The sequence below is a fragment of the Bacillus paranthracis genome (assembly GCF_001883995.1).
Lineage (GTDB): Bacteria > Bacillota > Bacilli > Bacillales > Bacillaceae_G > Bacillus_A > Bacillus_A paranthracis.
The window spans coordinates 114,842-137,937 of record NZ_MACE01000056.1 but is presented as its reverse complement, the minus strand read 5'-3'; the positions used below and the strand labels follow the sequence as shown (position 1 = coordinate 137,937).

Here is a 23,096-nt window from a genome sequence, read left to right as displayed (position 1 = left end):
GAATAGTGTTCATGTTCCTTATGAATACTATTACCATAAAGTAAAGTGCTCTATTAGCGCTTTCTTTACAGTTCATACATACTATGAACTGCTCATCATGCAACTTACAAAAAAAGTTATAGAGGTGAAATAAAATGGGTAAAAGAAAAGCAAATCATACTATTTCAGGAATGAATGCAGCATCTGCACAAGGACAAGGTGCTGGTTATAACGAAGAGTTTGCAAATGAAAACTTAACTCCTGCAGAACGACAAAATAATAAGAAACGCAAAAAGAACCAGTAACGAAAAATCCCAAAAGGAGCATTCACCTTTTGGGATTTTTTCTAATGTTTATAACGTAACAATTCCGAAACCGTTACAAATCGATAGCCCTGCTTTTTCAGTTCAGGTAATATTTTTGCTAGCGCTGCTACTGTTTGACTACGATTATTTCCTCCATCATGTAGCAATACTATATCACCACTTTTAGCATGTTTCACTACATGATTTACAATGGATTCAACCCCTGGATTTGCCCAATCACGTGGATCTTGATGCCACGACCATAGAACCGTTTGATAACCAGCTTCTTTCGCTGTTTTAAATACAGCATCGTTAATATAACCGCCAGGAGGACGGAATAGCAAAGGCTCTTTCACCCATTTTTCGAAAAATTTCTTTCCATCTAAAATATCATTTTCTAATTTTTCATCCGATGAATTACTTGCATACAAATGGTTCATCGTATGATTTCCAATTTCATGCCCCTCTTTTAACACTTGTTTCACTAAATATGGATTACGCTGAACTCGAAATCCAATCATAAAAAATGTCGCTTCTGCTTTATATTGGCGCAATAAATTTAAAATTTGTGGTGTATAAATTGGATCCGGTCCATCATCAAATGTAATAGCAATAATCTTTTCATTATTAGGTACTTCCCATGTTACATATCCAGTTGGTTCTAGCTCTTTTCTGAGCAACATTTTCGCTTCCACTTTTTCAACTTGAAATATATGTACTGCGCATAATAAAGAAAAAATGAGTAGAAAAATTTTCTGTTTTCGCATAATATTCGTTAAAGTAAGAGGTTGTCGAATACACAACAACCTCATTTACTTTTCTAATTGATCTACATGCTGCATAATATTTTGAAGATTATTTTCGTATTGCTCAAGTTGTGGGCGTTGTGTTTCCGAAGCTACTTCTAGTGCATTTTGAATCTGTTCATAGGCTTCCTGAACCTCTTGGCGTAATTCTTTCAAATCATGACCGTAGTTTGGATCATTTTTTACAATGTTGTTAAATGCATTTTCTGCTTGTGTAACACCTTGCTGCGCTGCTTGAAAAGCTTGTTGCTTATCTTTATGATATGGCATTATACAATCCCCTTTCCATAATAGTTAGTCCCACTTATCTTTACCTTTTTTTCTAAAAACATTCTCGTATAAATTTGCAAACTTCTCTCATTCTAAAAAGAAAGAGGAGGTGTCACAGACAATGAGCAAAAACAATCGTGAAGCGAAAGAAAAAAAAGGACAACCCGAACCATTAAGCGGATCTCATAAAGTAAAAAACCGTAACCATTCACGTCAAAAACATCATGCACATCATGATATGTAAAACAAAAAATGCACACTAGCTACCTTTTCCACATACAATGTTTATATTTTTCCATTTATTCTTCACCCCTACTTCATTCATGCATAACATAGTATGAATTGAGATTTTACGGAGGGTGTCTTACATGGGCAAGAAAAAGAAGGATTGTCTTTTTCATGTTGATGGTTTCGAAGAATGGATGGATCAGTTTTGTTCTGATTCTTGTAGCAACTTTAGTTTCCCAAATCAAATTCATATTGACCTTTGTGAAACGGAACAAGAATACATTTTGGAAACAGATGTACCAAATGTGACAGAACAAAATGTAGTCATTAAAAAGATGAAGACAGGCCTAAACATTTGCATACTTCATAAAAATATTTCTTTGCAGAGGATCATTCCTTTACCCGATAATATTATTTATAAAAAGATGCTAGCCTGCTTAGAGAATGGATATTTAGCCATTCATATTTCCAAAAACGAAGTAGCTAATAAACATGAAAAGAAAGTTCTTTTTCAAATTGAGAATTAAAATAAATACAAAAATAAGCCCCAGTCGTTGACTGGGGCTTATTTTATTTCGCATGTACTTCCATATTAGAATTCCCATCATATCTTTTTTTCAATAAACCTTTCGTAACTAACAGTACTGGAAACGCTACAGTTGAAAATATAGCTAGCGCTGAAAATACTACAAATCCATTTTGGTACCCGTAATAATCGAGAAGTACTCCCCCAAACCATGGACCAATTACTGCTCCAATTCCTGAAAATCCCATTGCTCCAAAGTACGTTCCTTTTAGATGCGCAACAGCTATATCATCAATAAATACATCCGTCATCGAAAACATTAAGACTTCTCCAATTGTAAAAATAATTGTGCAAATAGCAGCACCTAGCATAGATTCTACTATTCCAAATCCAAATAATCCCCCGCTCACAAATAAAGTTCCAACCATAATGGATGCTAATGGTGTATACTTTTTACACATTTGAATAACAGGATATTGAATTACGACTACAACAATCGCATTTAATACTAACATATATGAAAATAATTTCACTCCATCCTGGAATATATGTGCATTTGCAAAATATTGTGATACTGTCGTCGTTAAGTGAGAAAAACCACAATTACTCAAAATAATACCAACTAACGCAACTAAAAATACGACATCCTTTCGTAATATACGCAGCGCATTTAGCATTGTAACAGGCTTTTCTTTATTGATTTTCTTTTGTTCCACTGGATATTTCTTAAATTGGAACGCTAGTATAACTGTATATAGAATATATACTCCAGCTGCTACTAAAAAAGGAATTGTTGATTTTGCGCTTCCAATCTGTAATCCGACAAGTGGCCCAATCGCTACTCCAACATTGATTGCACCGTAACGCAAATTATATACGAGTAAACGATACTCTGGTTTCGTTAAATCTGATAATAACGCTCTTGACGTCGGTTCAAAAAAGGACCTACATAATCCATTTAAAGCATTTAATAAAAAGAAACTTAAAACATGATCTGCAAGTGAAAATCCTATGAATACAAATACCCAAACGATCATGGACCATATTAGAATCATATTTCGACCGAATCGATCAGATAAATTCCCTCCGATAAAACTAGCAAACACTCCAACAAGTGCACTCGTTCCAATAATAGCACCCGTCATTCCAGCTGATACGCCTTTAACAGTCGTTAAATAAATTGCTAAAAAAGGAATACTCATTGACGTGGCGAACCTCGCAAATAAAGTCCCGATTATAATTGTCATTCCTAACGGATGAATATTTTGTAACTTCCCCTTCATCTTAAAAACCTACTCTCCCTGTTATCACATAAAAAAAGAAAGCAAAGGATCTGCTTTCTTTTCCCTTTTTATACTTGAGCTGTTGATACCCGCGTTGTTCTCGTTATATCCATATCTATGCCATATGTAAACTGTAATTCTTTACAAACATCTTTAATTAAAATTGCGACATTATACTTTTCATTAAATTGTAAAACGATGTTTTCTACTTCTTCATATGTATACTTATATTCCCCTGTAATGACACTTTTTAAATCAAAGCATTCATTTATACAAAGTTGCACAAGTAGCTGGTCATATTTCTCTATTACATCTTCTTTCTTCCACAGTAACTCTTTTACATATAACCGATCAAACTTCACACTTTCGCGGTTACAATCCGTTAAAATCCGGGTCATTTCGTTTAACTCTCGATACAATTCAGAAATATTTTTACTTAAACTAAGCAGTTTATCTACGCCGTTTTCATACAACATATTCATTCCACCCCCGCATTTTCTTTTTCTTATTATAGCAAGAAAATTCTAAAAAAGGCTTCTTTCTTCTGAAATATTAGGAAACGAATTTCAATTGCTTTACAATGAAACTAGTTAATGCGAGAGGAGAAAGAAAATTGGAGCAAAAATTATATTACACTGACGCTTATAAGCAAGACTTTACTACAAAAGTTATAAAGCAAGATTATGATAAAGACGGTAACTTATACGTTATTTTAAACGAAACGGCATTTTACCCAACAGGTGGCGGGCAACCCCATGATACTGGAACTTTAAATGGCATTGCTGTACTTGGTGTTGAAGAAGTCGACGAAGAAATCCACCACTTCATTGCAGAACAATTACATACAGAAGAAGTAGAAGGTAAAATTAATTGGGAGCGCCGTTTTGATCATATGCAACAACATGCGGCTCAGCACATTTTATCTGCTGCTTTTTGGGACCATTTTAACATACCTACAATTGGATTCCATCTTGGTAAAGAGACGGTAACAATTGATTTAGAAACAGAAAATCTGCATGCAGAAACAGTTGAAAAAGCAGTGCAAATTGCGAACAATATTGTTTTTGAAAACCATCCAATTCTTATTAAATGGATGAACTTAGAAGAAGCGAAAACATTACCACTTCGCAAAGAACCGACTATGACAGAAAATATACGCGTTGTTATGATCGAAAACTTTGATTATAACGGCTGTGGCGGAACTCACCCAAAACGTACTGGTGAAGTAGGTCCTATTCAAGTTCTTAGCTGGGAGCGCAACAAAGGTGGCATACGACTAACGTTTATCGCTGGCTGGCGCACACTTAAATTAATGGGACAACAACAACAAATTATGAAGGATGTTTCTAAACAATTAAACAGTAGCGAAGCTGATATTCCAGTAAAGGTAGCACAGCTTCTAACTTCTCAAAAAGAAACCGAAAAAGCTATGCAAACAATGAATGAAAAATTATTATATGCAGAGGCAAACGAACTACTTCAACAACCTACCAAAATACATGCTGGCATACTTATTTCTAAAGTGTTTACAAATCGTTCTATGCAAGAAATCGCAAAGCTATCCGCTATTATTACAGAACAACAAGAGCATGCCATTACATATTTCGTTATTGAAAACGAGGACAAATTACAATGCATCCTCGCTTGTGGCAAAACAGTCACACTCGATATGAATGCTCTTTTAAAAGAGGCACTTCCTACAATTGAAGGAAAAGGTGGCGGAAATAAAAAAAGTGCTCGTGGCGGTGGGAAAGCGATTATGACTGGGGATGAGTTTTTAAATCAACTTGTTTCTTCTTTACAGTCAGCAGTGTAAAACATGTTATGAAGGATAGCGAACGGCTATCCTTCAACTATATTTACAGGCCAATATTTTGTTTCAATCCTTGGTAACTCCCTGCATTTGCAAACCCTTCATTTACAAGCTTTATAAAGGTTTCCGAAAAACCATGCTGACTTAATTCGTCTATTGGCATCATTTGTACATCATGAATCGGATTATGATCAAATTCATTTGATGGTAACATAATTTCCCCTGTAATCTTTTCAAGTAGAAATGTAATATGTAATAAAGATGGACTGGCATCTGGTTTATCACAAACATAGAGTAGCTTCTTAATTTTAACTTCTAATCCCGTTTCTTCTCTCATTTCTCTAACCATCGCCTCTTCTAACATTTCACCATTCTCCACTCTTCCTCCAGGTAAAGACCAATTCCGATTAGCAATTTTTTGCTTTACTAGCAATACTTTTTCATCTTCAATTAAAATTCCAGTAACACGAACTTGCATTACATTTTCCATATGTAATCTTCTCTTCCCATTATATTTACAAATTAATCCTTCCATAAAAAGAACGTACGTTTTATAATTAAAGAAAAATATGGAAGAAAGAAGTTGTTACATTCATGCGTCCACCTTTAACAAAGTCTATATCACTTGAAGATTTCCAAAACTATTATTGGTTAAAAGAAGAACTGCAAACATTTTGTCGTGAGCATGGGTTGCCAGCTAGTGGCTCTAAGATTGAAATAGCCAATCGTATCTCCCATTATTTACATACTGGTAAAATATTAAAAAACAGCTCTGGTCCAAAAGCGAGTAAAACTTCTCTCTCTTATAAAGACCTTTCTCTTCAAACTGTTATTACTGAAAATCACCGCTGTAGCGAAGAGGTTCGGGCCTTTTTCAAAGAAAAAATTGGAGCAAACTTCCGCTTTACAGTAGCTCTTCAAAAGTTTTTTAAAGAGAATGTTGGAAAAACATATGAAGATGCGATAACGTTTTGGTATGAAGAAAACGAACGAAAAAAAGACCCTACATATAAAACAACTATCAGCGCGCAGTTTGAATACAATCGCTTTACTCGTTACTTTTTCGAAGATCCAAATAACAAAGGAAAATCAAAAGCTGATGCTATCGCTGCTTGGAACGAAATAAAAGCAAAGCCTGGTAGCAATGCTTATGTTCCTCAAAAAGTAGAGAACTAGTTCCTTGCTAGTCTTCTACTTTCTCAAATAATAGTGCAAGCCCTATTCCGCCCCCTATTCCTAACGTCGCGATTCCGTATTTCATACGCTCTCGTTTCGCCTGATAAAACAAGCGCGTTACAAGCATAGCCCCAGATGCACCGTATGGATGACCAAGCGCAATTGCTCCACCATTGACATTCAATTTTTTATATGGAATTTGTAACTCCTTTGCACAAGCAACAACTTTTGAAGCAAACGCTTCATTTATTTCAAAATAATCGATGTCCTCTACTTTCATATTCATTTCGTTTAATAATTTGTTCACCGCAAATATCGGACCAGTCCCCGGAAGATTTGGATCCACTCCAACTACAGCACTACGAACGAAACGAAGAACAGGCTTGTATCCTAATTTTCGGGCTTCCCCTTCTTCCATTACAAGAACGGCACATGCTCCATCATTTACACCGCACGAATTACCGGCCGTTACTGTACCATTTTGTAAAAATACGGGTCTTGTTCTTTTAATCATTCTTTCATACTTCATTTCTCGTTTTATAGCTTCGTCAAAAGATCCATTAAAAGAAAGTATTTCATCCTGTAAATATCCATTTTCTAATGCTTGCAGTGTCCGTTTATAACTAAGGTAAGCGTACTCATCTTGCATTTCTCGCGTTATATTATAACGCTCTGCAACATATTCAGCCGCCACTCCCATATTAGGATCACCAATTGTTTCTGGTGAAAATCGCGCTCTATTTTGAAATGGTGATGTACTTGTACTCTCTACTCCTCCTGCAATATAACAATTACCGGCCCCGCCTTGAATAAAATGACATGCGGTGCGGATCGCTTCCAATCCGGCACCACATTGCCGGTCAATCGTTACACCAGGAATACGATATCCAAGTCCTGCTTCTAAAGCAGATAATCTTGCAACATTCCCTCCTGGTCCAACAACATTCCCTAATATGACCTCGTCTATTTCTCTCTCAATTCCTTTACTTAAAAATGTAAGAAGAGGTGCTGCTAATTGCTGAACTTCATACCCTTTTAACATCCCATTCTTCTTACCAATAGGTGTCCTTTTTGCTTCTACAATAACCGCTCTATTCATATATCTTCTCCCGGTTTTCAATTATACTTTTTGCTGCCATACGAGCGATTTTCCCGCTATTTGTATACGGTATTTCATCAACGAAATACCATTCTTTCGGTATTTTAAAAGAGGATAATCGTTGTAAGCAAAAACTTTTTAATTGTTGCTTCGTAGCACTTCCTTTTACGATGGCGACAGGTTTTTCACCCCAGTAACTATCTTCCACACCAATTACAACTATTTCATCAACAGCTGGATGTTCATGTAATACGCTTTCTATTTCTTCTGGGAAAATATTAATTCCTCCAAATAAAATCATATTCTTCTCTCTACCGACAATATAAATAAAGCCTTCTTCATCTTTATAACCTACATCTCGCACTGTCATCCAGCCATCTGCAGTCAACTCTGGAACTAAAACCTTATCCAATATGTAGCCCATAAAAAACTGATCACTGTTCACATAAACAGTTCCTATCTCGCCTTTCGTTACTTCTTCTCCTGCTCCATTACATATTCGCACTTGCACATTGTGACAAGGTTTCCCTACTGAATTGGGCTTTCTATTACTCTCTTCATCAACTAGCGCTGTTACAAAGCTTAACTCCGATGCACCGTAAAATTCGTATTTTTTCGCATTAGGGAATATACTCTTTATTTTTTCTTTCGCTTCAGCTTCCCATTTCGCTCCTGACGAAATAATTTTCATGTCATTTTCTATTACTCTTTTTTCTTTATATAAAGATTCTAGCATTGTCGGAACTGTATACATGACCGAAATATGTTCCATTTCTAACTTGTCCAACACTTGTTTTGGAATAAACTTCCTCATAATATGTACGGTTTGTCCTATATATAATGCACTTATTGCACCGTATAAGAAAAGAGAGTGAACGAGCGTTCCAGCTATTAAAATAGAGTCTTCTTTTTTCATATGAAAATCATGTATATTACAATTAAAACTATGAACCCACGATTGTTGCGCACGTAAAAATGCCTTTGCCTTTCCTGTTGATCCTGATGTAAATCCCATATAAAAAGGAGCATCTTGTAAACTTTCTACAATGTGCTCTGTAGGAAGATAGTTCTCTATTATTTGTTTCCATCTATCAATTTCAATTACTCTTTCTTCTTCATCCAATAGATCATTTAACTTATATTGCTCTGTCACAATCATATCCGGATTACTGATTGCAATCCTTTCTTTAAGCTCATCCTGTTTCCACCTTATATCTAATGGCACACAAACCCATCCGGCCATAGCGGCACCAGCGAATAGTTCTAAAAACTCTATACGATTTTCTAATACAATCGCTATCTTTTTATTCTTCGATTCTTTTTCATTCAACCAGTTTGCTACTTTATACACTGACTCAAACCACTCTTTGTATGTTAAAACTCGATCATTTTCCTTAATTGCTATTTTATTTGGTTGTAAAGAGGCATGTTTTTTATATTCTTTTGTAATACCCATATGAGACGTCCTTTCTTTCCAAAATAATAAAAAGAAACACGCAACGAACGTGTTTCTTCTCTTTCTTATCCCGCATTTGTATATTTGCTTCTCTTTAGAGCAGGCGTAATAATATGTTTCAATGAACGATGTAATTTCGTTACAAGAATTGCTGCTATAATCGCTTTTATGCAATCACCTGGTAAAAACACAACACTTACTTTCATCGTTTCCCATACAGAAATATCCATTACGAAAGCTTGCACAAGGATACCAAATACATAAACTACGAAAATACCACCAATTATATTAATACATAATACTTTTATAATAGAAACTTCACGCAAACGCTCAATTAAGTAACCAATGACAAATGCTCCAACGATATAACCAAGTAAATATCCTGCACTTGGCCCAACAAATACGCTAAAGCCACCACGTCCACCAGCAAGTAATGGCGCTCCAACTCCTACAATAAGTAAGAAAATAAGCTGGCTTAATGCACCAAGACGTGATCCTAACAATCCACCAGCAAGCATAACACCAAGTGATTGTAATGTAATTGGAACTGGTGTAATAGAAAGAGCAATTGGAGGTATTAACCCTAACACTCCCATAATAGAACTAAATAAAGCGACGAAAACTAAGTTTTTTGTATTCATATTTGCTTCTCCTATTTGTAAACTCAAAATGATTTTTAGATAACATATTATAGGAGTTATATTATCTTTCTATCTAGCATTTGTCAACTTATTTTTAAAATAGGTTTACAAATATAAATTCCATTATTTCTCTTTATGCAAATGCTCGAGTTCTTTCCGAAGCGCCTGTTTTAAAAACTTCCCAACAGATGTTTTCGGTATTTCTTCCATAAATACAATATCGTCTGGTAACCACCACTTCGCAAACTGTGGTTTTAAAAACTCATATATTTCTTCTTTTGTTACTGTACTATTTTTCTTTTGAACGACACAGGCAACTGGGCGCTCTTGCCACTGCGGATGAGGAACAGCAACGACAGCCGCTTCAAATATAGCATCATGTGCCATTAAAGCATTTTCAAGGTCTACTGAAGAAATCCACTCGCCTCCGCTTTTAATCACATCTTTCGTGCGGTCGACAATTTTTACGCAACCTTCCTCATCGACTGTGACAACATCTCCTGTATATAACCATCCATCACGAAAGCCTTCAACAGTACGATCATCGTTATAATAGCTTTCAGCGATCCACGGTGCTCGTAAACATAGTTCTCCCATCTCCGTACTATCCCACTTCACTTCACCATTTGTACCGACTACTTTCATCTCTACACCAGGAACAAGATACCCTTGTTTTGATCGAATTTCTAATTGCTCTTCATACGATAATTCTGTTTCATAACTTTTTAAACGTGCAAGTGTTACGAGTGGGCTTGTTTCGGTCATACCATATGCATGGATGAACGGAACATTATGTTTCTGTTCAAATGCTTTAATAACACTCTTCGGTGCAGCTGCACCACCGCATAGTATTCTCGTCATACTAGATAAATCGTAACTATTATTTTCTAACTCTTGTAATACACCAAGCCAAATTGTCGGCACACCAGCAGCTAACGTCACTTTTTCAGCTTGAATCATTTCTAATAAAATTTTTGGCGTAAACATCGGTCCTGGAAGCACTTGTTTTGATCCAAACCAAGTAGCTGCGAAAGGTAGTCCCCAAGCATTCACATGGAACATCGGTACAATAGCCATTGCCGCATCACTTTCCGATAAAGCAGCTGTATCTGCTAAACCGAGTGCCATACAATGCAGTACAGTACTACGATGCGTATATACAACACCTTTTGGATTTCCTGTAGTCGCTGACGTATAACACATACCAGCAGGTGTATTTTCATCAATATCTTTTACAAATTGGAAATTTGGATCGCCTTCTTCTAATAGTTTTTCATAATGATATACAGGTTCTAGCGTAGTATTTGGAATTTCATCTTTATCAGTCATAATAATGTAAGCTTGTACAGTTGATAATTGTGATTGAATATTTTCAATGAGCGGTACGAGATCTTCATCAATAAGTAGAATTCGATCTTCTGCATGCTGAATAATGTATGAAATATGTTGAGGAGATAAACGAATATTAATTGTGTGCAAAACGGAAGCAATACCAGGAATAGCAAAATACGCTTCCACATGTCGATGATGATTCCACGCTAACGTTCCTATACGCTCGCCTTCTTTAATTCCTAATTTTTTTAACGTACTGGAAAGCCTTCTCGTTCTTTCACCTAACTGCTTATACGTTAATGTCGTAACTGTGTCATGTGTCCGTGAAACAATTTCTTTCTTCGAAAACAGTTTTTCTGCTCTTTCCATCATAGAACTAATTGTTAGCGGTACATTCATCATCATATTGGTTATATCCCCCTTTAAAGCGTTTTCATTTTTCGTTTATTATAACAGACTTCTACAAATAATCACGACATTTTTCTGTATTTTCTGAATTATTTCTTTGGAAATAATTCAGAAAATACTAAGAGAAGATATGCTAAAATTCCTTCTTACGATATATAAATACCGAAATAACAAAAGAAAAGATATATATGATAACGCCAAATATTGTATATAGAATGGAAGCATATAAAGATGAATTTAAATTTGATATTGGAAATTGTTCTATTAGATAGCCAATTACACTTTGTAATCCAAAATAAGTAACAAGTCCCCCGCATGCGCCTCCAATTGTAATAGCATCAGATTTTTCTGCTCCAAAAACATAGAGAAGTGGGTAGGCTATTGCTCCGGCATTAAGGATGATGAACGTCCCTAAAGAAACACTCTTAAATATCCCATCATCAATTGGTGTATCTGAAACGAAACTATGTATATAAAATATGCCATACGACAATAAAGTACCAATAATTACAACTAAAAAATAGAAAAGGTAATGACTTTGTACAATGTTATTTCTAGTAACCGGTAAAGTAAGTACATATTTTTCATAACCTGACTTACTCTCATATTTAATAACTTCAAGTGCAGGAATTGCAGCAAATAAGATAATGAATGTAGCAATTAAACGGTACATTGAAGCATTACCAAAATAAAAAACAAATCCCGATCCTAATATCGCTATTCCCATGAACGTAAAGAAAGTTCGATACACTAGATAATAGTTTGTCAATAATAAACCTCTCATTTATTTTTCACTCCTCGTTAATAAGACACTCATTTCTTCTATCGAAATAGTTCTATGAGCAATACCACTTGGTAATTTATATATATCTGATACGAGTACATTGAAATATGAACCAAGTCTCCTTCTAGCCACAACTATATCTTTGTTAATTAAAGCTAATTGTTCTTCATCAACGTCTACAATGGAGTAACTTTTCAAAACTTTATCCTTTTCTTCGTTCAATAAAATTTCTCCATCTTTTATAATGATAAGATGGCTAGCTATTTTTTCTACATCACTCATAATATGAGAAGAAAGTAGTATACCACCATTACTTTTACTCACAAAACTTTTTAATTCCTCTAACACCTCTTCTCTAGATGAAGGATCGAGACCACCCGTCGCTTCATCTAGAATTAATAATTTTGCATTATGCGATAACGCAACAGCTATAGTTAGTTTCATGGACATTCCACGCGAGAATTTACCTACTTTCTCATTAGTAGGTAAAGAAAAAGTATGAACTAATCGATAAAAATTATCTTGATCCCAAGATTCAAACATCTTTTCAAAAACTTTGTTTAGTTGCTTTATCGTAAGATGAGCCGGTAGATTCATAGCATCAAATACGACTCCTATCTTTTCCTTAATCTTGGCATCTTTATTTATATTTTCTTCACCAAATATTTTTACTGTACCACTATCTTTAGAAATTAATTCTAGTACTGTTTTAAAGGTTGTTGATTTCCCTGCTCCATTGTCACCAATGAATCCAACAATTGATCCAGACGGCACATTGAAGGAAACATCTCTTAAAACAACTTTGTTTCCAAATGATTTACTTAAATTTTCAATTTCTAGAAGATTTGACATCATTACACTCCTATCTTAACTTTTCATAAAAATATGTTTTCATTTATTAAAAATTATCCACTTTTTCTCTCACTTTCTTTTTCAGTTTAAAAATAAGACGATTACTATATTCTTTATTTTCTACTAAAATTCGATACGCCTCTAATACTCCTAACACACGAACAAAAAGATAAACTCCAATAGCAATAAGTACAACACAATAAGGGTGATACTGGACTAATTCTCCTGAAGTGATATGCTTTTTCTCAAATAAAAAAGGTAGCGCTCCTGCTGCTATAAAACAAAATCCAACGATTATTACTACAGCATACTTTTTCTTAATAATTGCATATCTTGTTGTCAATTCTTTTAGAAAGTTTTGATCAAATAATAATTCTTCCTTTTTTAATACATTGTATCGACTCTCTTCTATCATTACAGGTACCATCATCGCTCCAATTCCAAGGACAGCAATAATAATAACAAGGAATGTCGACATTGTTGCATCTTCTTTAAATAGTAAATATGGTATTGTAGATAAAATGAGTAAACTAAATCCTAGCGCTATATATTTAGAAATTTTTTGTCCATACGCTACATACCCTTCTGCCATTTCCTGACTTACGTAATAGCCATCCACATTTTCATTACTTTTCTCTGCAGTTTCTTTTAATAAATAGTCGAGTGATACTTCAAAAACATTTCCAATCATTATTAACTTTTCAGTTTCAGGAAAACCTTGACCGTTTTCCCATTTACTAACCGCTTGCCTTGTTGTGTTTAATTTCTCAGCTAATGCTTCTTGAGAAAGGCCCTTTTCCTTTCTTAATTTAAAAAGCTTTTCACCAAATCCCATATGTGTGTGTCCCCCTTTGTTTTCTTACCTAAATTGTATGTAAACATTGCCTTTATCTCTATCTTCCTGCGGTTGCACTTTGTCAACTTACGGTTGCGAATGTGTTATATAGCGGTTTTCTATACAATTTAGCTAGTTTTCTTTTATGATTATGGTGTAAATAAAAACCTCCCATCTCAATAACCAATTATAACAATTAAAGGTAATTATTGTTACCCGAAAATAAAAACTCCTTTATTTATTTAAAGGAGTTTTCGATATGAAATATTCTAAGATGAGCTAATTTTTCTTTCTCATACTAATTCACAATTTCTTCTATACATTTTTGTACGTTGTGCAACGATTCATAAGCATCCCACACAGTATATGTTGTCATCTCTTTATATAAGGCATATTCATATATATGTAAATATTTCTCCTATTAACTTCCCTAATAAAAACACTTTTTAATAATCATAACGGCTTCTGCTTAAACTTTTCATAATGTCGTACTTTTAATAAAAGGACATTCCCGCAATCTGTACAAATATAAGCATCTACTGGTGAAGATGTGAACATCGTCTCCTTTTTCCGTATTTGTGCATAACCGACAAACTCACCTTCTCCTATATTTTGAGAACCACAATTAGAGCATGTCTGCACGTCTTTCTGTTTCATGAGAGCACCACCTTTAATCTGTTTCTACTCCCTTCGACAGTTCACTTCCATTTCCCTTCCAAAAAACCTCTTATTCTCTTACATTTCAACAGGAATCTCAGAACAAACATCGTATATGTACTATGAAATATATTTATTGACGGAGGAATCTCATGAGTACAATTATGACAATCAATACCGCACAAGAAATTGAAAACGCAGAAATACATATGCTTTCTTCTAGATTAGCACTATTACAAGCAATGGACGGAAATCCAATGCAGGTACAAGTGAAAAAGTTCGGTAGTGCCACTGCCTTTTCATCAAAAGTAATTGCTGGTCCTGCTTTTAATACAGTAAAAGGCGTTACCTTTACAAATACAGATGAGATAGATGCGATTCTCTCTTATTATCAATCACTACAAATTCCTTGCCGTTTTGAAATTACACCAGCGCAAGGTACAGCTGAACTATTTCAATACTTATCTCAAAAAGGTTTTTATCAATCTAGCTTCCATACCGCTTTATATAGTACACCGCGAGAAGATCCGTCCCTTCTTCCTTCTAACATTTCAGTACGCAAACTAAAAGAAAATGAGTTTGATGTTTTTGCAGACATATATGTACGTGGATTTAACATGCCATCCTTTACAAAAGATGGCGTGCGCCAAAATAACGAAATTCTCCACAATAAACCAGGATGGCATTTTTTCATAGCTGAAGTTCAAAACATTCCTGCGGGCATTGGTGTCCTGTATATAAATAAGGGTGTCGCATCATTAGCTGCTTCTGCTACTTTGCCAGAATTTCAGCGTAAAGGTTGTCACACTGCATTAATTCAAAAACGAATTGAGACAGCTATTGAATCCAATTGTCATTTAATAGTCGGACAAGCAAGATTCGGTAGCAGCAGTCAAAATAATATGGAACGTGCCCATATGAAGATCGCTTATACAAAATCAATCTGGACCGCCAAAAACATATAATTAACATCCTTTCTCTTCTCATTACTACTTTATACACTTTATGACAATTCCTTTTCAACTCTATTAACCATTTGAATATTCAAACTAAATCTGTTACGCTATTGCTAGATACATCATTCAACTTGCAATATGAAAAGAGAATTCTAATCAAACTACAAGGAGGAGAAATGTATGACAAAGCATGATCATGGTTTAAAAGAAAAAGTAGAAGGTGCCATTGATAAAGTAAAAGGTGAAGTAAAGGAAGTTGTCGGGAAAGTAACTGACAATAAGAAATTACAAGCTGAAGGAAAATGGGATAAGGTAAAAGGCACTGCTAAAGATACTGTCGGTAATGTAAAAAAGAAAGTTAATGAATATAAAGAGAATAAAGAAAATAAATAAAAAACGAAAATGTAGGGTTGTGCAAGTAGTAAGTTACTAGATTTGAGAAAAGAGAAATTGCACCCATAAAAAATCATTTTAAAACGACAAATAGATGCCTCAAGGCATCTATTTGTCTATAAATAACTATTTTAATTACCCAACCCTTAAGCTTTTCCTTACTAACATTTTCTAACATAATGCCTTTGCTACAGTAAAGGCTTACTTTGTGAAATTTGGTTTTAGATCACCTGTATACGGTTCATGCTCAACAAAGATTTTTATATCTTTTCCATTCGCATCTTTCCCCATTCTTGTATACGTAAATTTCTCTTTATTTAATTCTGTAAGTTCAAGAACTGCACCGTATTTATTATTTCCTAACGAAACGTGAGCTCTTATTTTATTACCATGTACAACATCAAAGAAACCGTAGTCTCCACGACTTTCTCCAGTATTCACATTGAAAAACTCGTATTTATTTGTATTTTTATCGTATTTTGCTAGACTGATTAAGTTTGAGTTATATTTTGTTACATCATTACCTTGGTCGTCTAATACCACCGTTCCGTTCCATAGTGTACTAGATAAAATTTCATCTCCATCAACATCTTTAACTATTTTACCTGTTGAACTTTCTAAATTTTTATCAGGCCGCGTGAAAGAAAGTTCTTTTTCATGGTACGGAATATGTTCAACAAACACCTCTACATCGTTCCCTTTTGTATCTTTCCCCATTCTTTTATATGTAAATTTCTCCTTATCTAATTGCGTTAATTCAACAACTGCTTGATAATTTTGCGTCTCAGAAATTAGTACTCTTTTCTTTCCATCATTCGTTATAAAAAAGGTACCGCTATCATTACGACTCTCTCCTGTATTTGCATTAAAAAATTCATACCTTGCCGTTTTAGCATCATACTTTGCAAGCCCGATGAAATTTTGATTTTCTTTCGTTACATCATTATGATCTTTGTCATAGACTTTTGTCCCTTGCCAGTTTGTTTCACCAAGTATACTAGCTAGTTGTTGCCCCTTCGTCTTTTGAGTTTGCTTAGTTTCTTGTATTGCATTGTATAAAAATTGTGCATACTGTTCACGCGTCACATCCATATTTGGAGCAAAATTTCCTCCGCCTACTCCTTTTGCAATATTATTTGTTTGAACAGCACTAATTGCATTGCTTGCCCATGAGTTCGTTGAAACGTCATTAAAAGTGTGATCACTCTTTGCCTTTAAATGAAAAGCATTTGTAAGAACTTGTGCCATTTCTGCACGCGTTAAGGAAGCCTTCGGTCTAAAGTTCCCATGCTCGTCACCCTTAAAAACGCCCATTTCTGTTAAAGACAAAATCTCCTTTATATAACTTGTCGAATCTTCACTTACGTCTCCATATGGGTTCTGATAATTTTTGTCTTCTGCCAAATTAAAATAACGATATAGTAAAGCTGCAACTTGTTCGCGTGTCACGTTATCTCCAAAACCAAATCTTCCATCATCATAGCCGAAAATGATTTTCTCGTCTGTTAATTGCTGAATCGCCTCATATGCCCAGTGCCCCTTTGGAACATCTTTAAATACACCAGTATGATTCGTTTTTGGTGTAATCTCTTCTGCTTTCACCACTCCAGTCGTTTCACTTAATAGACTTCCACCTAAAACTGCTGATATGATACATGTTTTTAAAATTGTTTTATTCATAGCTTCCCAAACCCTTCCTTCATTTAACAAAGAATTACACCACTTTTCTTTCAAAAGAAGATTCTATGTGCGCAATTTATGTTATAAATTTTGATTACAGCTAATGGAATACAAAGTGTTACACATTCAAATTTCTTATTTATAGTATCAATAGCTGCTATATATAGGAATTATAAATAACAACTATAAATTGCCCATAAACAAATTATTAAAAAAAGATAAAATTAAGATAATATATTTTTAATCTCAACTTTTTTATAAAAAAACGTTCCTTTTGGCAAAAAAGATGGCTTGAAATTAAAAGTTCATTCTATTTTTTTGTTTATGTTATCATGATAAAAGAAAGAATATTTCGAAATAAAAAAACTTGAATTTGGGCAGAAATGAGGAAAAGAAATTGAATATTGAGCAACAATTATATGATGTGGTGAAACAGTTAATTGAACAAAGATATCCAAACGATTGGGGTGGAGCCGCAGCGATTCGTGTAGAAGATGGAACAATTTATACAAGTGTTGCTCCAGGCGTAATAAATGCTTCAACAGAACTTTGTATGGAAACAGGTGCAATTTTAGAAGCTCATAAATTTCAAAAGAAAGTTACACATTCTATTTGTCTTGCGAGAGAAAATGAGCATTCTGAATTAAAGGTACTCTCGCCTTGTGGTGTATGCCAAGAACGTTTATTTTATTGGGGACCAAAAGTACAGTGTGCGATTACAAATGCTAAACAAGATATTATTTTTAAACCTTTAAAAGAGTTGCAACCATATCATTGGACAGAAGCATATCATGATGAAATGGCAAAAGAATGGAGTACGAGATAGAGGAATAAGTTTCATTATTTTCCTGATGACAATAAAAAAATGTCACGTCCTTTTCCAAATAAAACATCGGAAAAGGACGTGACATAACACTTATTTTATAATTGACGGAAGTTTACTTCCCTTCACTTTTTTCTAACACATACAAATCTTCTTCAATATTAGATAGTTTCTCTGTTACAAGCTTTCTTGCATCTCCAATTGCTTGATTGTATGCAAATGGTCCAACTAATTTAATCATTTCTTCTATTAAACGCTCTGCTTGGAAACGTCCAATTTCATCTAAATCTTCTTCAACGAAAAATTGCTGAATTTGTGCTACAAGCTCTTCTTTTTTATCATTTGGTATTTTTATATTCATCATCATTTATTACTCCTCTATATGTAAGATAGTATGTTTCTTAACTCTACCATAGAAAAACGCTTTCCAGGACAACTTTTTGTAACGCCTTCTAGCTCCCTATGACCGAGTATATTTTCTTTCTTTATAGCAAACCGATTCATAAACATTTTACATAAAGAATATAATGCATTCATTTGTGCGGTAGTTGGATCATATTTATCAAAATTACCCGTCATACATATTCCAATTGCATCTCTATTATGATCTTTCGCATGTGCTCCAATATGTAAACCACGTCCTTCGACTACAGTTCCATCTTCTTCAATAAAATAATTGTAACCGATCCCGCTCCACCCTCTTACTTTTTGATGAAATTCATGTGTTTTATACACATCCCATCCATCTTCGGATGTATGGTGAATAATCAGTTTGTTTACTTTTTCTAAAGGAACTAATTCATCTTGAAATGCTAAATTTACACATTTAATTTCCATTTGAATATCCCCCTTAAAAATCAATCATCATAATTGTTTTATCATCTGGTCGTATTCTCTTTTCCCCTTCTAACTCTTCAATAATTGCTACATATTCATTTATACTATTCTTTCTTATATATGCAACAGTTTGTTCGAGTGGCCAATCTGGGTGGAATAATCCGTCTGAACAAATAAAAATCCCACTCACTTCATCTACATGTAATTCCCCATGCTGCAAATAATGAATTGCTTCTTTCATTCCATTCGCAACGGAATATCCCCCCTTCACATTTGCAAGATAACGATTGTATTTTAACTGTTCTCGCACATCTTGAAAAACATGTTCTTCTGGTACAGATAACCCTTTTTTACGATCTTCTTCTCTTTTCTTTTTTGCTCGTTTACTAATTCCTTCAACCGTATCTTTCGTTAATACTTGCATCGTTCCTTTCCGAAATATTGCGACAATCATACAGTCCCCTAACTGTGCGTATTCAATTTTCTCACCAACTATTTGGACTGCCGCGATACATGTGCACCACAAATGCTCTTTCTTTCTCGTATCTACTCCATATGCTAACATTTTTCTTTGCAATGCTTCATTTGCTTTTGCAACTGCAACTTGTAAACTATGATTTTCGCGGAATGAATTAAAATAACTTGCAAATAAATGTGAAGCGATGTATGCTCCATTATGTCCCTTTTCATCACGAAACGGGACAAGTGGTGTTGCACCGTCACATACACCATAAATCTTTTTTTCTTCATTACAAAAATAAGAATCCTCACATTCTTGCTTCAACGGGCTTTTCTGTTGATATGTTTTTATCTTCACAACTGTATCCCCTTTCAAATGGTAAAATACTCAAATTCTTTTGATTAATCTAATTTTCCGAAATAAACTGTTTTTACCCAAAACTTTCAATATCATATATAATCTTGAAATAATATGAATTTTTCAGTGAAGGACGGGAAAGAGATGGTCAGATTTCTTGGTGTTATTATTGGTTCTATTATTATTGCGATTGCCTTTAATCTTTTCCTTATCCCCCACAAAATTTTAAGTAGTGGAATTGGCGGAATTGCTATTATTTTAGGGATTGTAACTCCTGTAAACACAGGTATTATTAACTTTGTATTAAACTTACCTATCCTTATTTTAGGATACATAGGTCTTGGAAAAAAAGTCATTTTTAACACGATTGTCTCTGTTATTGTATTATCTGTTGCATTATACTATGTTCCAGTGAAAGTCGTAGCAACAGATCCACTTTTATCATCTATCTTTGGTGGTGTTATTGCCGGAGCTGGTATCGGTCTTGTTTTTAACTGTAATGGATCAACTGGTGGATTTGATATTATCGGTATGTTGTTATCTCGCAAAAGAGATATTAAACTTGGCGGATTCCTTATTGTTTTAAATGCAGTCGTTGTAATCATTGCAGGATTCTTCTTCACTTGGGATGTTGCCCTTACAAGCTTACTTTCCATTTATGTAACTGGTAAAGTTATCGATGCTATTCATACGAAACATCGAAAGGTTACACTTATGATTGTAACAAATGAAGCAGAAAAAATGAAAAAACAACTTCTTTCAACTGTTGTACGTGGCATTACATTACTTGATGGCGAAGGTGCTTATTCTAGCGAAAAGAAACGTGTACTTATGACAGTCGTTTCTCGTGAAGAATTAGCAAGTATGAAATTAACAATTTCTGAAATTGACCCTCATGCATTTGTTAACATTACAGAAACGGTTGAAGTATTAGGATTGTTTAGAAAAGGTTAAAAAACTAGGTGGATTTCCACCTAGTTTTTATTTTCCATAAATTCAATTCGATTTCCGAACGGATCTGACACATAAAATCGAATTACATCTGGTCGTGCATGATCATCTATTACTTCAATGCCTTGCTGTATTAACGCTTGTTTAAATTCATCTATGTTTAAAACATAAAAAGCCGGATGTGCCTTTTTAGCTGGGGTAAAGTTTTGCTCAACTCCGATATGAATCTCTTGATTTCCACACTTAAACCAGCACCCACCGCGCTTCTTTAATTCCTCTGGCTTTGGGATTTCCTCCATACCAATTTTATTACTATAAAACTCTCGCGCTTCTTCTTCACACCCTACAGGCGCAGCTACTTGTACATGATCGATCCCTTGAATATAAGTTCTCATTTTCTCTCCCCCTCTTCTACCCTAATGTTATAAGGAAAACCTACTCCTGTAACTTACAAATGATTTATAAAACAATATAAGCTCCCCTTATTACCACCCTATACGTACTTTTCCAAAATAAAGAAAACAAAATTTATTATATAACTTCCATTTTTTATAGAAATACACGTTACATCTATATTATAGTTATGAATAGACAAATCTTTTTAGATGCTATTTGTACGGAGGAACTATTATGAGTCGTAAAAAATATTCATCAACTCAAAAAAAACGTCATCCGAACATTTCTAGACGTTTACGCAACCATATACAAGATTGTTCATTAACAGAAATGTACGCATCTCTGTTCGAACACAACCCTGATGGTATTATTTCATTAAATTTAGAGGGAATTATTATACACACTAATCCTTCTGCCGAAAGAATACTAGGTTACACTTCTTCAGAATTAGAGCGGAAAAGCATTACCTCGATTTTAGAAGCTCATATTTCTGAGCAAGTATTACAAAATATAAAGAATACGGAAGCGGATAATCAACAAGAATATATTTTATCTATTTATCATAAAGATGGATTCCTATTAGATGTCGTGACAAAACTAGTTCCTATTTTTGTCCAAAATCGTCTAACTGGCGTATATGCCATTATGAAGCCTCTTGAAAAATCAGAAAGAATTGAGAAAAAGCTGAAAGAAAGTGAGAAGAGATTACGCACATTAGTAAACTCCATGCCTGCGTTTGTTATATTTAAAGATCATGAAGGGCGCTGGCTTGAGGCAAATGACTACGCACTTTCTTGCTTCAATTTCCATCATGTACCTTACCACGGAAAAAAAGATAGTGAACTCATTCAATATAATGAAGCGTACCGAGAAGCTTTTTTACATTGTGAAGAAGTCGATGAATTAGCATGGCAACAAAGACAAATTCTTCATGGTGAAGAATTTATTATTCATAGAGATGATTTCGACCTAATCTTAAGTATATCGAAAGTTCCTCTCTATCACCCTGACGGCTCCCGTAAAGGTCTTATCGTAATGGGAAGAGATATTACTGAGCTAAAGGAAACGGAAAAGTTATTACGAAAATCTGAAAAGCTCGCAGTAGTCGGACAACTGACAGCTGGAATTGCTCATGAAATTCGAAATCCACTCACTTCTCTAAAAGGTTTTCTAACATTGCTACTCCCTGAAATAAATGAGGAGCAGAAGTGGTATATCGATGTTATGTTAAGTGAAATTTCACAGATGGAATCTATCACGAGTCAATTTATGGCGATGTCTAAACCACAAGTATTAGCAATCCAAACTTGTAACATACAAACTTTAATTGAAGAGGTAGTTACATTTATTTTACCAACCGCAATTATGCATAGCGTTCATATCATTATGGATCATTTTGATTACGTATATGACATTCAATGTGACGGTAACCAATTAAAACAAGTTTTTATAAATATATTAAAAAATGCGATTGAAGCAATGCCAAATGGCGGAAATATTTTCATCCAAACAAAACCATTAGAGGGTAATTTCATCTTAATACGGATTATCGATGAAGGTTGCGGTATCCCAGAAGATCGTATCTCCCGTTTAGGCGAACCTTTTTATAGTTTAAAAGAAAAAGGCACAGGGCTAGGATTAATGATGTGTTACAAAATAATTGAAGAACATCATGGTAAATTACACATTTCAAGTGAATTAAATAAAGGTACGGTCGTTGATATTCACCTACCACTTTCTTCACCTCACCTTGCAATCCAGTCTTAAATAATAAAAGAAGCATCTGCTAACGA

28 protein-coding genes and 1 pseudogene are annotated in these 23,096 nt (G+C 34.4%); 10 read left to right on the top strand and 19 right to left on the bottom strand.

Going from position 1 to position 23,096, the window contains the following annotated elements:
* Nucleotides 1–134: 134 nt before the first annotated feature.
* The gene (gene sspO, locus BAQ46_RS22690; protein ID WP_000518052.1) at nt 135–284 is read left to right on the top strand and encodes a small acid-soluble spore protein SspO; all 150 of its coding nucleotides are present in this window, start codon (nt 135–137) and stop codon (nt 282–284) included.
* A gap of 41 nt (nt 285–325) precedes the next feature.
* Here sspO and pdaB read toward each other — a convergent pair whose 3' ends face one another.
* Together pdaB and BAQ46_RS22680 are read right to left on the bottom strand one after the other, a co-directional pair.
* On the bottom strand, nt 326–1,051 hold the full coding sequence (gene pdaB / locus BAQ46_RS22685; RefSeq protein ID WP_116777259.1) for a polysaccharide deacetylase family sporulation protein PdaB: 726 nt from the start codon (nt 1,049–1,051) through the stop codon (nt 326–328).
* A 45-nt stretch (nt 1,052–1,096) separates the two neighbouring features.
* Complete coding sequence (locus tag BAQ46_RS22680; RefSeq protein ID WP_001146294.1) at nt 1,097–1,360, bottom strand: hypothetical protein; 264 nt, start codon at nt 1,358–1,360, stop codon at nt 1,097–1,099.
* 121 nt (nt 1,361–1,481) lie between these two features.
* On the opposite strand from BAQ46_RS22680, the gene BAQ46_RS22675 reads away from it, so the two are divergent.
* Nucleotides 1,482–1,604, top strand: coding sequence for a small acid-soluble spore protein P (locus BAQ46_RS22675; RefSeq protein ID WP_000042141.1), 123 nt, complete (start codon nt 1,482–1,484; stop codon nt 1,602–1,604).
* A 124-nt stretch (nt 1,605–1,728) separates the two neighbouring features.
* Nucleotides 1,729–2,115, top strand: a complete 387-nt coding sequence (locus BAQ46_RS22670) for an Hsp20/alpha crystallin family protein (RefSeq protein WP_000516746.1) — start codon at nt 1,729–1,731, stop codon at nt 2,113–2,115.
* 43 nt (nt 2,116–2,158) lie between these two features.
* On the opposite strand, the gene BAQ46_RS22665 is transcribed toward BAQ46_RS22670, so the two are convergent.
* Together BAQ46_RS22665 and BAQ46_RS22660 are read right to left on the bottom strand one after the other, a co-directional pair.
* Complete coding sequence (locus tag BAQ46_RS22665) at nt 2,159–3,397, bottom strand: MDR family MFS transporter (protein WP_000676837.1); 1,239 nt, start codon at nt 3,395–3,397, stop codon at nt 2,159–2,161.
* A 68-nt stretch (nt 3,398–3,465) separates the two neighbouring features.
* Nucleotides 3,466–3,873, bottom strand: coding sequence for a hypothetical protein (locus BAQ46_RS22660; protein ID WP_000965134.1), 408 nt, complete (start codon nt 3,871–3,873; stop codon nt 3,466–3,468).
* Between the two features lie 137 nt (nt 3,874–4,010).
* Here BAQ46_RS22660 and BAQ46_RS22655 point away from each other — a divergent pair, with 137 nt between their 5' ends.
* On the top strand, nt 4,011–5,213 hold the full coding sequence (locus BAQ46_RS22655) for an alanyl-tRNA editing protein (protein WP_148662492.1): 1,203 nt from the start codon (nt 4,011–4,013) through the stop codon (nt 5,211–5,213).
* Nucleotides 5,214–5,256: 43 nt separating this feature from the next.
* Here the strand turns inward: BAQ46_RS22655 and BAQ46_RS22650 are convergent, their stop codons facing one another.
* The gene (locus BAQ46_RS22650; RefSeq protein WP_000432558.1) at nt 5,257–5,700 is read right to left on the bottom strand and encodes an NUDIX hydrolase; all 444 of its coding nucleotides are present in this window, start codon (nt 5,698–5,700) and stop codon (nt 5,257–5,259) included.
* 104 nt (nt 5,701–5,804) lie between these two features.
* Here BAQ46_RS22650 and BAQ46_RS22645 point away from each other — a divergent pair, with 104 nt between their 5' ends.
* A complete protein-coding gene (locus BAQ46_RS22645; protein ID WP_071742841.1) occupies nt 5,805–6,386 on the top strand; it encodes a DUF6434 domain-containing protein in 582 nt (193 codons plus the stop codon).
* A 7-nt stretch (nt 6,387–6,393) separates the two neighbouring features.
* On the opposite strand, the gene BAQ46_RS22640 is transcribed toward BAQ46_RS22645, so the two are convergent.
* From BAQ46_RS22640 to BAQ46_RS22600, 9 genes and pseudogenes are all read right to left on the bottom strand, one after another.
* Nucleotides 6,394–7,485 carry an acetyl-CoA C-acyltransferase gene (locus BAQ46_RS22640; RefSeq protein WP_071742839.1) on the bottom strand — a complete coding sequence of 364 codons (1,092 nt, stop codon included), beginning with the start codon at nt 7,483–7,485 and terminating at the stop codon, nt 6,394–6,396.
* Entirely contained in the window at nt 7,478–8,941 is a 1,464-nt protein-coding gene (locus tag BAQ46_RS22635) for an acyl-CoA synthetase (RefSeq protein WP_071742838.1), read from the bottom strand. The genes BAQ46_RS22640 and BAQ46_RS22635 overlap by 8 nt, the downstream gene beginning before the upstream one ends.
* A 65-nt stretch (nt 8,942–9,006) precedes the next feature.
* Entirely contained in the window at nt 9,007–9,582 is a 576-nt protein-coding gene (locus BAQ46_RS22630) for a biotin transporter BioY (protein ID WP_046198966.1), read from the bottom strand.
* A gap of 123 nt (nt 9,583–9,705) precedes the next feature.
* The gene (locus tag BAQ46_RS22625) at nt 9,706–11,319 is read right to left on the bottom strand and encodes a long-chain fatty acid--CoA ligase (protein WP_071742836.1); all 1,614 of its coding nucleotides are present in this window, start codon (nt 11,317–11,319) and stop codon (nt 9,706–9,708) included.
* A 136-nt stretch (nt 11,320–11,455) separates the two neighbouring features.
* Nucleotides 11,456–12,106, bottom strand: coding sequence for an ABC-2 transporter permease (locus BAQ46_RS22620; protein WP_071742834.1), 651 nt, complete (start codon nt 12,104–12,106; stop codon nt 11,456–11,458).
* The gene (locus BAQ46_RS22615) at nt 12,107–12,958 is read right to left on the bottom strand and encodes an ABC transporter ATP-binding protein (protein WP_071742833.1); all 852 of its coding nucleotides are present in this window, start codon (nt 12,956–12,958) and stop codon (nt 12,107–12,109) included.
* Between the two features lie 46 nt (nt 12,959–13,004).
* Nucleotides 13,005–13,793, bottom strand: a complete 789-nt coding sequence (locus tag BAQ46_RS22610) for a helix-turn-helix domain-containing protein (RefSeq protein ID WP_071742831.1) — start codon at nt 13,791–13,793, stop codon at nt 13,005–13,007.
* A gap of 301 nt (nt 13,794–14,094) precedes the next feature.
* Nucleotides 14,095–14,169 (bottom strand): annotated as a pseudogene (locus BAQ46_RS31585) (GNAT family N-acetyltransferase); the annotation flags it as partial.
* Between the two features lie 77 nt (nt 14,170–14,246).
* On the bottom strand, nt 14,247–14,450 hold the full coding sequence (locus BAQ46_RS22600) for a hypothetical protein (protein WP_000810212.1): 204 nt from the start codon (nt 14,448–14,450) through the stop codon (nt 14,247–14,249).
* 152 nt (nt 14,451–14,602) lie between these two features.
* Here BAQ46_RS22600 and BAQ46_RS22595 point away from each other — a divergent pair, with 152 nt between their 5' ends.
* Together BAQ46_RS22595 and BAQ46_RS22590 are read left to right on the top strand one after the other, a co-directional pair.
* Entirely contained in the window at nt 14,603–15,415 is an 813-nt protein-coding gene (locus BAQ46_RS22595; protein ID WP_000104265.1) for a GNAT family N-acetyltransferase, read from the top strand.
* A 171-nt stretch (nt 15,416–15,586) separates the two neighbouring features.
* Nucleotides 15,587–15,799, top strand: a complete 213-nt coding sequence (locus BAQ46_RS22590) for a CsbD family protein (RefSeq protein ID WP_000160413.1) — start codon at nt 15,587–15,589, stop codon at nt 15,797–15,799.
* A 201-nt stretch (nt 15,800–16,000) separates the two neighbouring features.
* Here the strand turns inward: BAQ46_RS22590 and BAQ46_RS22585 are convergent, their stop codons facing one another.
* The gene (locus BAQ46_RS22585; RefSeq protein WP_061131730.1) at nt 16,001–17,479 is read right to left on the bottom strand and encodes a DUF4822 domain-containing protein; all 1,479 of its coding nucleotides are present in this window, start codon (nt 17,477–17,479) and stop codon (nt 16,001–16,003) included.
* Nucleotides 17,480–17,876: 397 nt separating this feature from the next.
* Between BAQ46_RS22585 and BAQ46_RS22580 the strand changes: the two genes are divergently transcribed.
* The gene (locus BAQ46_RS22580) at nt 17,877–18,305 is read left to right on the top strand and encodes a cytidine deaminase (protein WP_071742829.1); all 429 of its coding nucleotides are present in this window, start codon (nt 17,877–17,879) and stop codon (nt 18,303–18,305) included.
* A gap of 112 nt (nt 18,306–18,417) precedes the next feature.
* On the opposite strand, the gene BAQ46_RS22575 is transcribed toward BAQ46_RS22580, so the two are convergent.
* The 3 genes from BAQ46_RS22575 to BAQ46_RS22565 are packed head-to-tail and all read right to left on the bottom strand — an operon-like array spanning nt 18,418 to nt 19,974.
* The gene (locus BAQ46_RS22575; RefSeq protein ID WP_001983516.1) at nt 18,418–18,669 is read right to left on the bottom strand and encodes a DUF2164 domain-containing protein; all 252 of its coding nucleotides are present in this window, start codon (nt 18,667–18,669) and stop codon (nt 18,418–18,420) included.
* 11 nt (nt 18,670–18,680) lie between these two features.
* The gene (locus BAQ46_RS22570) at nt 18,681–19,139 is read right to left on the bottom strand and encodes a peptidoglycan recognition protein family protein (protein WP_071742828.1); all 459 of its coding nucleotides are present in this window, start codon (nt 19,137–19,139) and stop codon (nt 18,681–18,683) included.
* Between the two features lie 13 nt (nt 19,140–19,152).
* Nucleotides 19,153–19,974, bottom strand: a complete 822-nt coding sequence (locus BAQ46_RS22565) for a protein phosphatase 2C domain-containing protein (RefSeq protein WP_046198971.1) — start codon at nt 19,972–19,974, stop codon at nt 19,153–19,155.
* A gap of 126 nt (nt 19,975–20,100) precedes the next feature.
* On the opposite strand from BAQ46_RS22565, the gene BAQ46_RS22560 reads away from it, so the two are divergent.
* Nucleotides 20,101–20,910, top strand: a complete 810-nt coding sequence (locus tag BAQ46_RS22560; RefSeq protein ID WP_000251338.1) for a YitT family protein — start codon at nt 20,101–20,103, stop codon at nt 20,908–20,910.
* 20 nt (nt 20,911–20,930) lie between these two features.
* Here the strand turns inward: BAQ46_RS22560 and BAQ46_RS22555 are convergent, their stop codons facing one another.
* Nucleotides 20,931–21,302 carry a VOC family protein gene (locus BAQ46_RS22555; protein ID WP_001261472.1) on the bottom strand — a complete coding sequence of 124 codons (372 nt, stop codon included), beginning with the start codon at nt 21,300–21,302 and terminating at the stop codon, nt 20,931–20,933.
* A 235-nt stretch (nt 21,303–21,537) separates the two neighbouring features.
* Here BAQ46_RS22555 and BAQ46_RS22545 point away from each other — a divergent pair, with 235 nt between their 5' ends.
* Nucleotides 21,538–23,070, top strand: coding sequence for a BA3702 family sensor histidine kinase (locus BAQ46_RS22545; protein ID WP_071742826.1), 1,533 nt, complete (start codon nt 21,538–21,540; stop codon nt 23,068–23,070).
* Nucleotides 23,071–23,096: the final 26 nt, after the last annotated feature.

Excerpts from the sequence above, each read along its gene's own strand:
- sspO (WP_000518052.1), top strand. The coding sequence starts at position 135 with ATGGGTAAAAGAAAAGCAAATCATACTATTTCAGGAATGAATGCAGCA.
- pdaB (WP_116777259.1), bottom strand. The coding sequence starts at position 1,051 with ATGCGAAAACAGAAAATTTTTCTACTCATTTTTTCTTTATTATGCGCA.
- BAQ46_RS22680 (WP_001146294.1), bottom strand. The coding sequence starts at position 1,360 with ATGCCATATCATAAAGATAAGCAACAAGCTTTTCAAGCAGCGCAGCAA.
- BAQ46_RS22675 (WP_000042141.1), top strand. The coding sequence starts at position 1,482 with ATGAGCAAAAACAATCGTGAAGCGAAAGAAAAAAAAGGACAACCCGAA.
- BAQ46_RS22670 (WP_000516746.1), top strand. The coding sequence starts at position 1,729 with ATGGGCAAGAAAAAGAAGGATTGTCTTTTTCATGTTGATGGTTTCGAA.
- BAQ46_RS22665 (WP_000676837.1), bottom strand. The coding sequence starts at position 3,397 with ATGAAGGGGAAGTTACAAAATATTCATCCGTTAGGAATGACAATTATA.
- BAQ46_RS22660 (WP_000965134.1), bottom strand. The coding sequence starts at position 3,873 with ATGTTGTATGAAAACGGCGTAGATAAACTGCTTAGTTTAAGTAAAAAT.
- BAQ46_RS22650 (WP_000432558.1), bottom strand. The coding sequence starts at position 5,700 with ATGGAAAATGTAATGCAAGTTCGTGTTACTGGAATTTTAATTGAAGAT.
- BAQ46_RS22645 (WP_071742841.1), top strand. The coding sequence starts at position 5,805 with ATGCGTCCACCTTTAACAAAGTCTATATCACTTGAAGATTTCCAAAAC.
- BAQ46_RS22640 (WP_071742839.1), bottom strand. The coding sequence starts at position 7,485 with ATGAATAGAGCGGTTATTGTAGAAGCAAAAAGGACACCTATTGGTAAG.
- BAQ46_RS22635 (WP_071742838.1), bottom strand. The coding sequence starts at position 8,941 with ATGGGTATTACAAAAGAATATAAAAAACATGCCTCTTTACAACCAAAT.
- BAQ46_RS22630 (WP_046198966.1), bottom strand. The coding sequence starts at position 9,582 with ATGAATACAAAAAACTTAGTTTTCGTCGCTTTATTTAGTTCTATTATG.
- BAQ46_RS22625 (WP_071742836.1), bottom strand. The coding sequence starts at position 11,319 with ATGATGATGAATGTACCGCTAACAATTAGTTCTATGATGGAAAGAGCA.
- BAQ46_RS22620 (WP_071742834.1), bottom strand. The coding sequence starts at position 12,106 with ATGAGAGGTTTATTATTGACAAACTATTATCTAGTGTATCGAACTTTC.
- BAQ46_RS22615 (WP_071742833.1), bottom strand. The coding sequence starts at position 12,958 with ATGTCAAATCTTCTAGAAATTGAAAATTTAAGTAAATCATTTGGAAAC.
- BAQ46_RS22610 (WP_071742831.1), bottom strand. The coding sequence starts at position 13,793 with ATGGGATTTGGTGAAAAGCTTTTTAAATTAAGAAAGGAAAAGGGCCTT.
- BAQ46_RS22600 (WP_000810212.1), bottom strand. The coding sequence starts at position 14,450 with ATGAAACAGAAAGACGTGCAGACATGCTCTAATTGTGGTTCTCAAAAT.
- BAQ46_RS22595 (WP_000104265.1), top strand. The coding sequence starts at position 14,603 with ATGAGTACAATTATGACAATCAATACCGCACAAGAAATTGAAAACGCA.
- BAQ46_RS22590 (WP_000160413.1), top strand. The coding sequence starts at position 15,587 with ATGACAAAGCATGATCATGGTTTAAAAGAAAAAGTAGAAGGTGCCATT.
- BAQ46_RS22585 (WP_061131730.1), bottom strand. The coding sequence starts at position 17,479 with ATGAATAAAACAATTTTAAAAACATGTATCATATCAGCAGTTTTAGGT.
- BAQ46_RS22575 (WP_001983516.1), bottom strand. The coding sequence starts at position 18,669 with ATGATGATGAATATAAAAATACCAAATGATAAAAAAGAAGAGCTTGTA.
- BAQ46_RS22570 (WP_071742828.1), bottom strand. The coding sequence starts at position 19,139 with ATGGAAATTAAATGTGTAAATTTAGCATTTCAAGATGAATTAGTTCCT.
- BAQ46_RS22560 (WP_000251338.1), top strand. The coding sequence starts at position 20,101 with ATGGTCAGATTTCTTGGTGTTATTATTGGTTCTATTATTATTGCGATT.
- BAQ46_RS22555 (WP_001261472.1), bottom strand. The coding sequence starts at position 21,302 with ATGAGAACTTATATTCAAGGGATCGATCATGTACAAGTAGCTGCGCCT.
- BAQ46_RS22545 (WP_071742826.1), top strand. The coding sequence starts at position 21,538 with ATGAGTCGTAAAAAATATTCATCAACTCAAAAAAAACGTCATCCGAAC.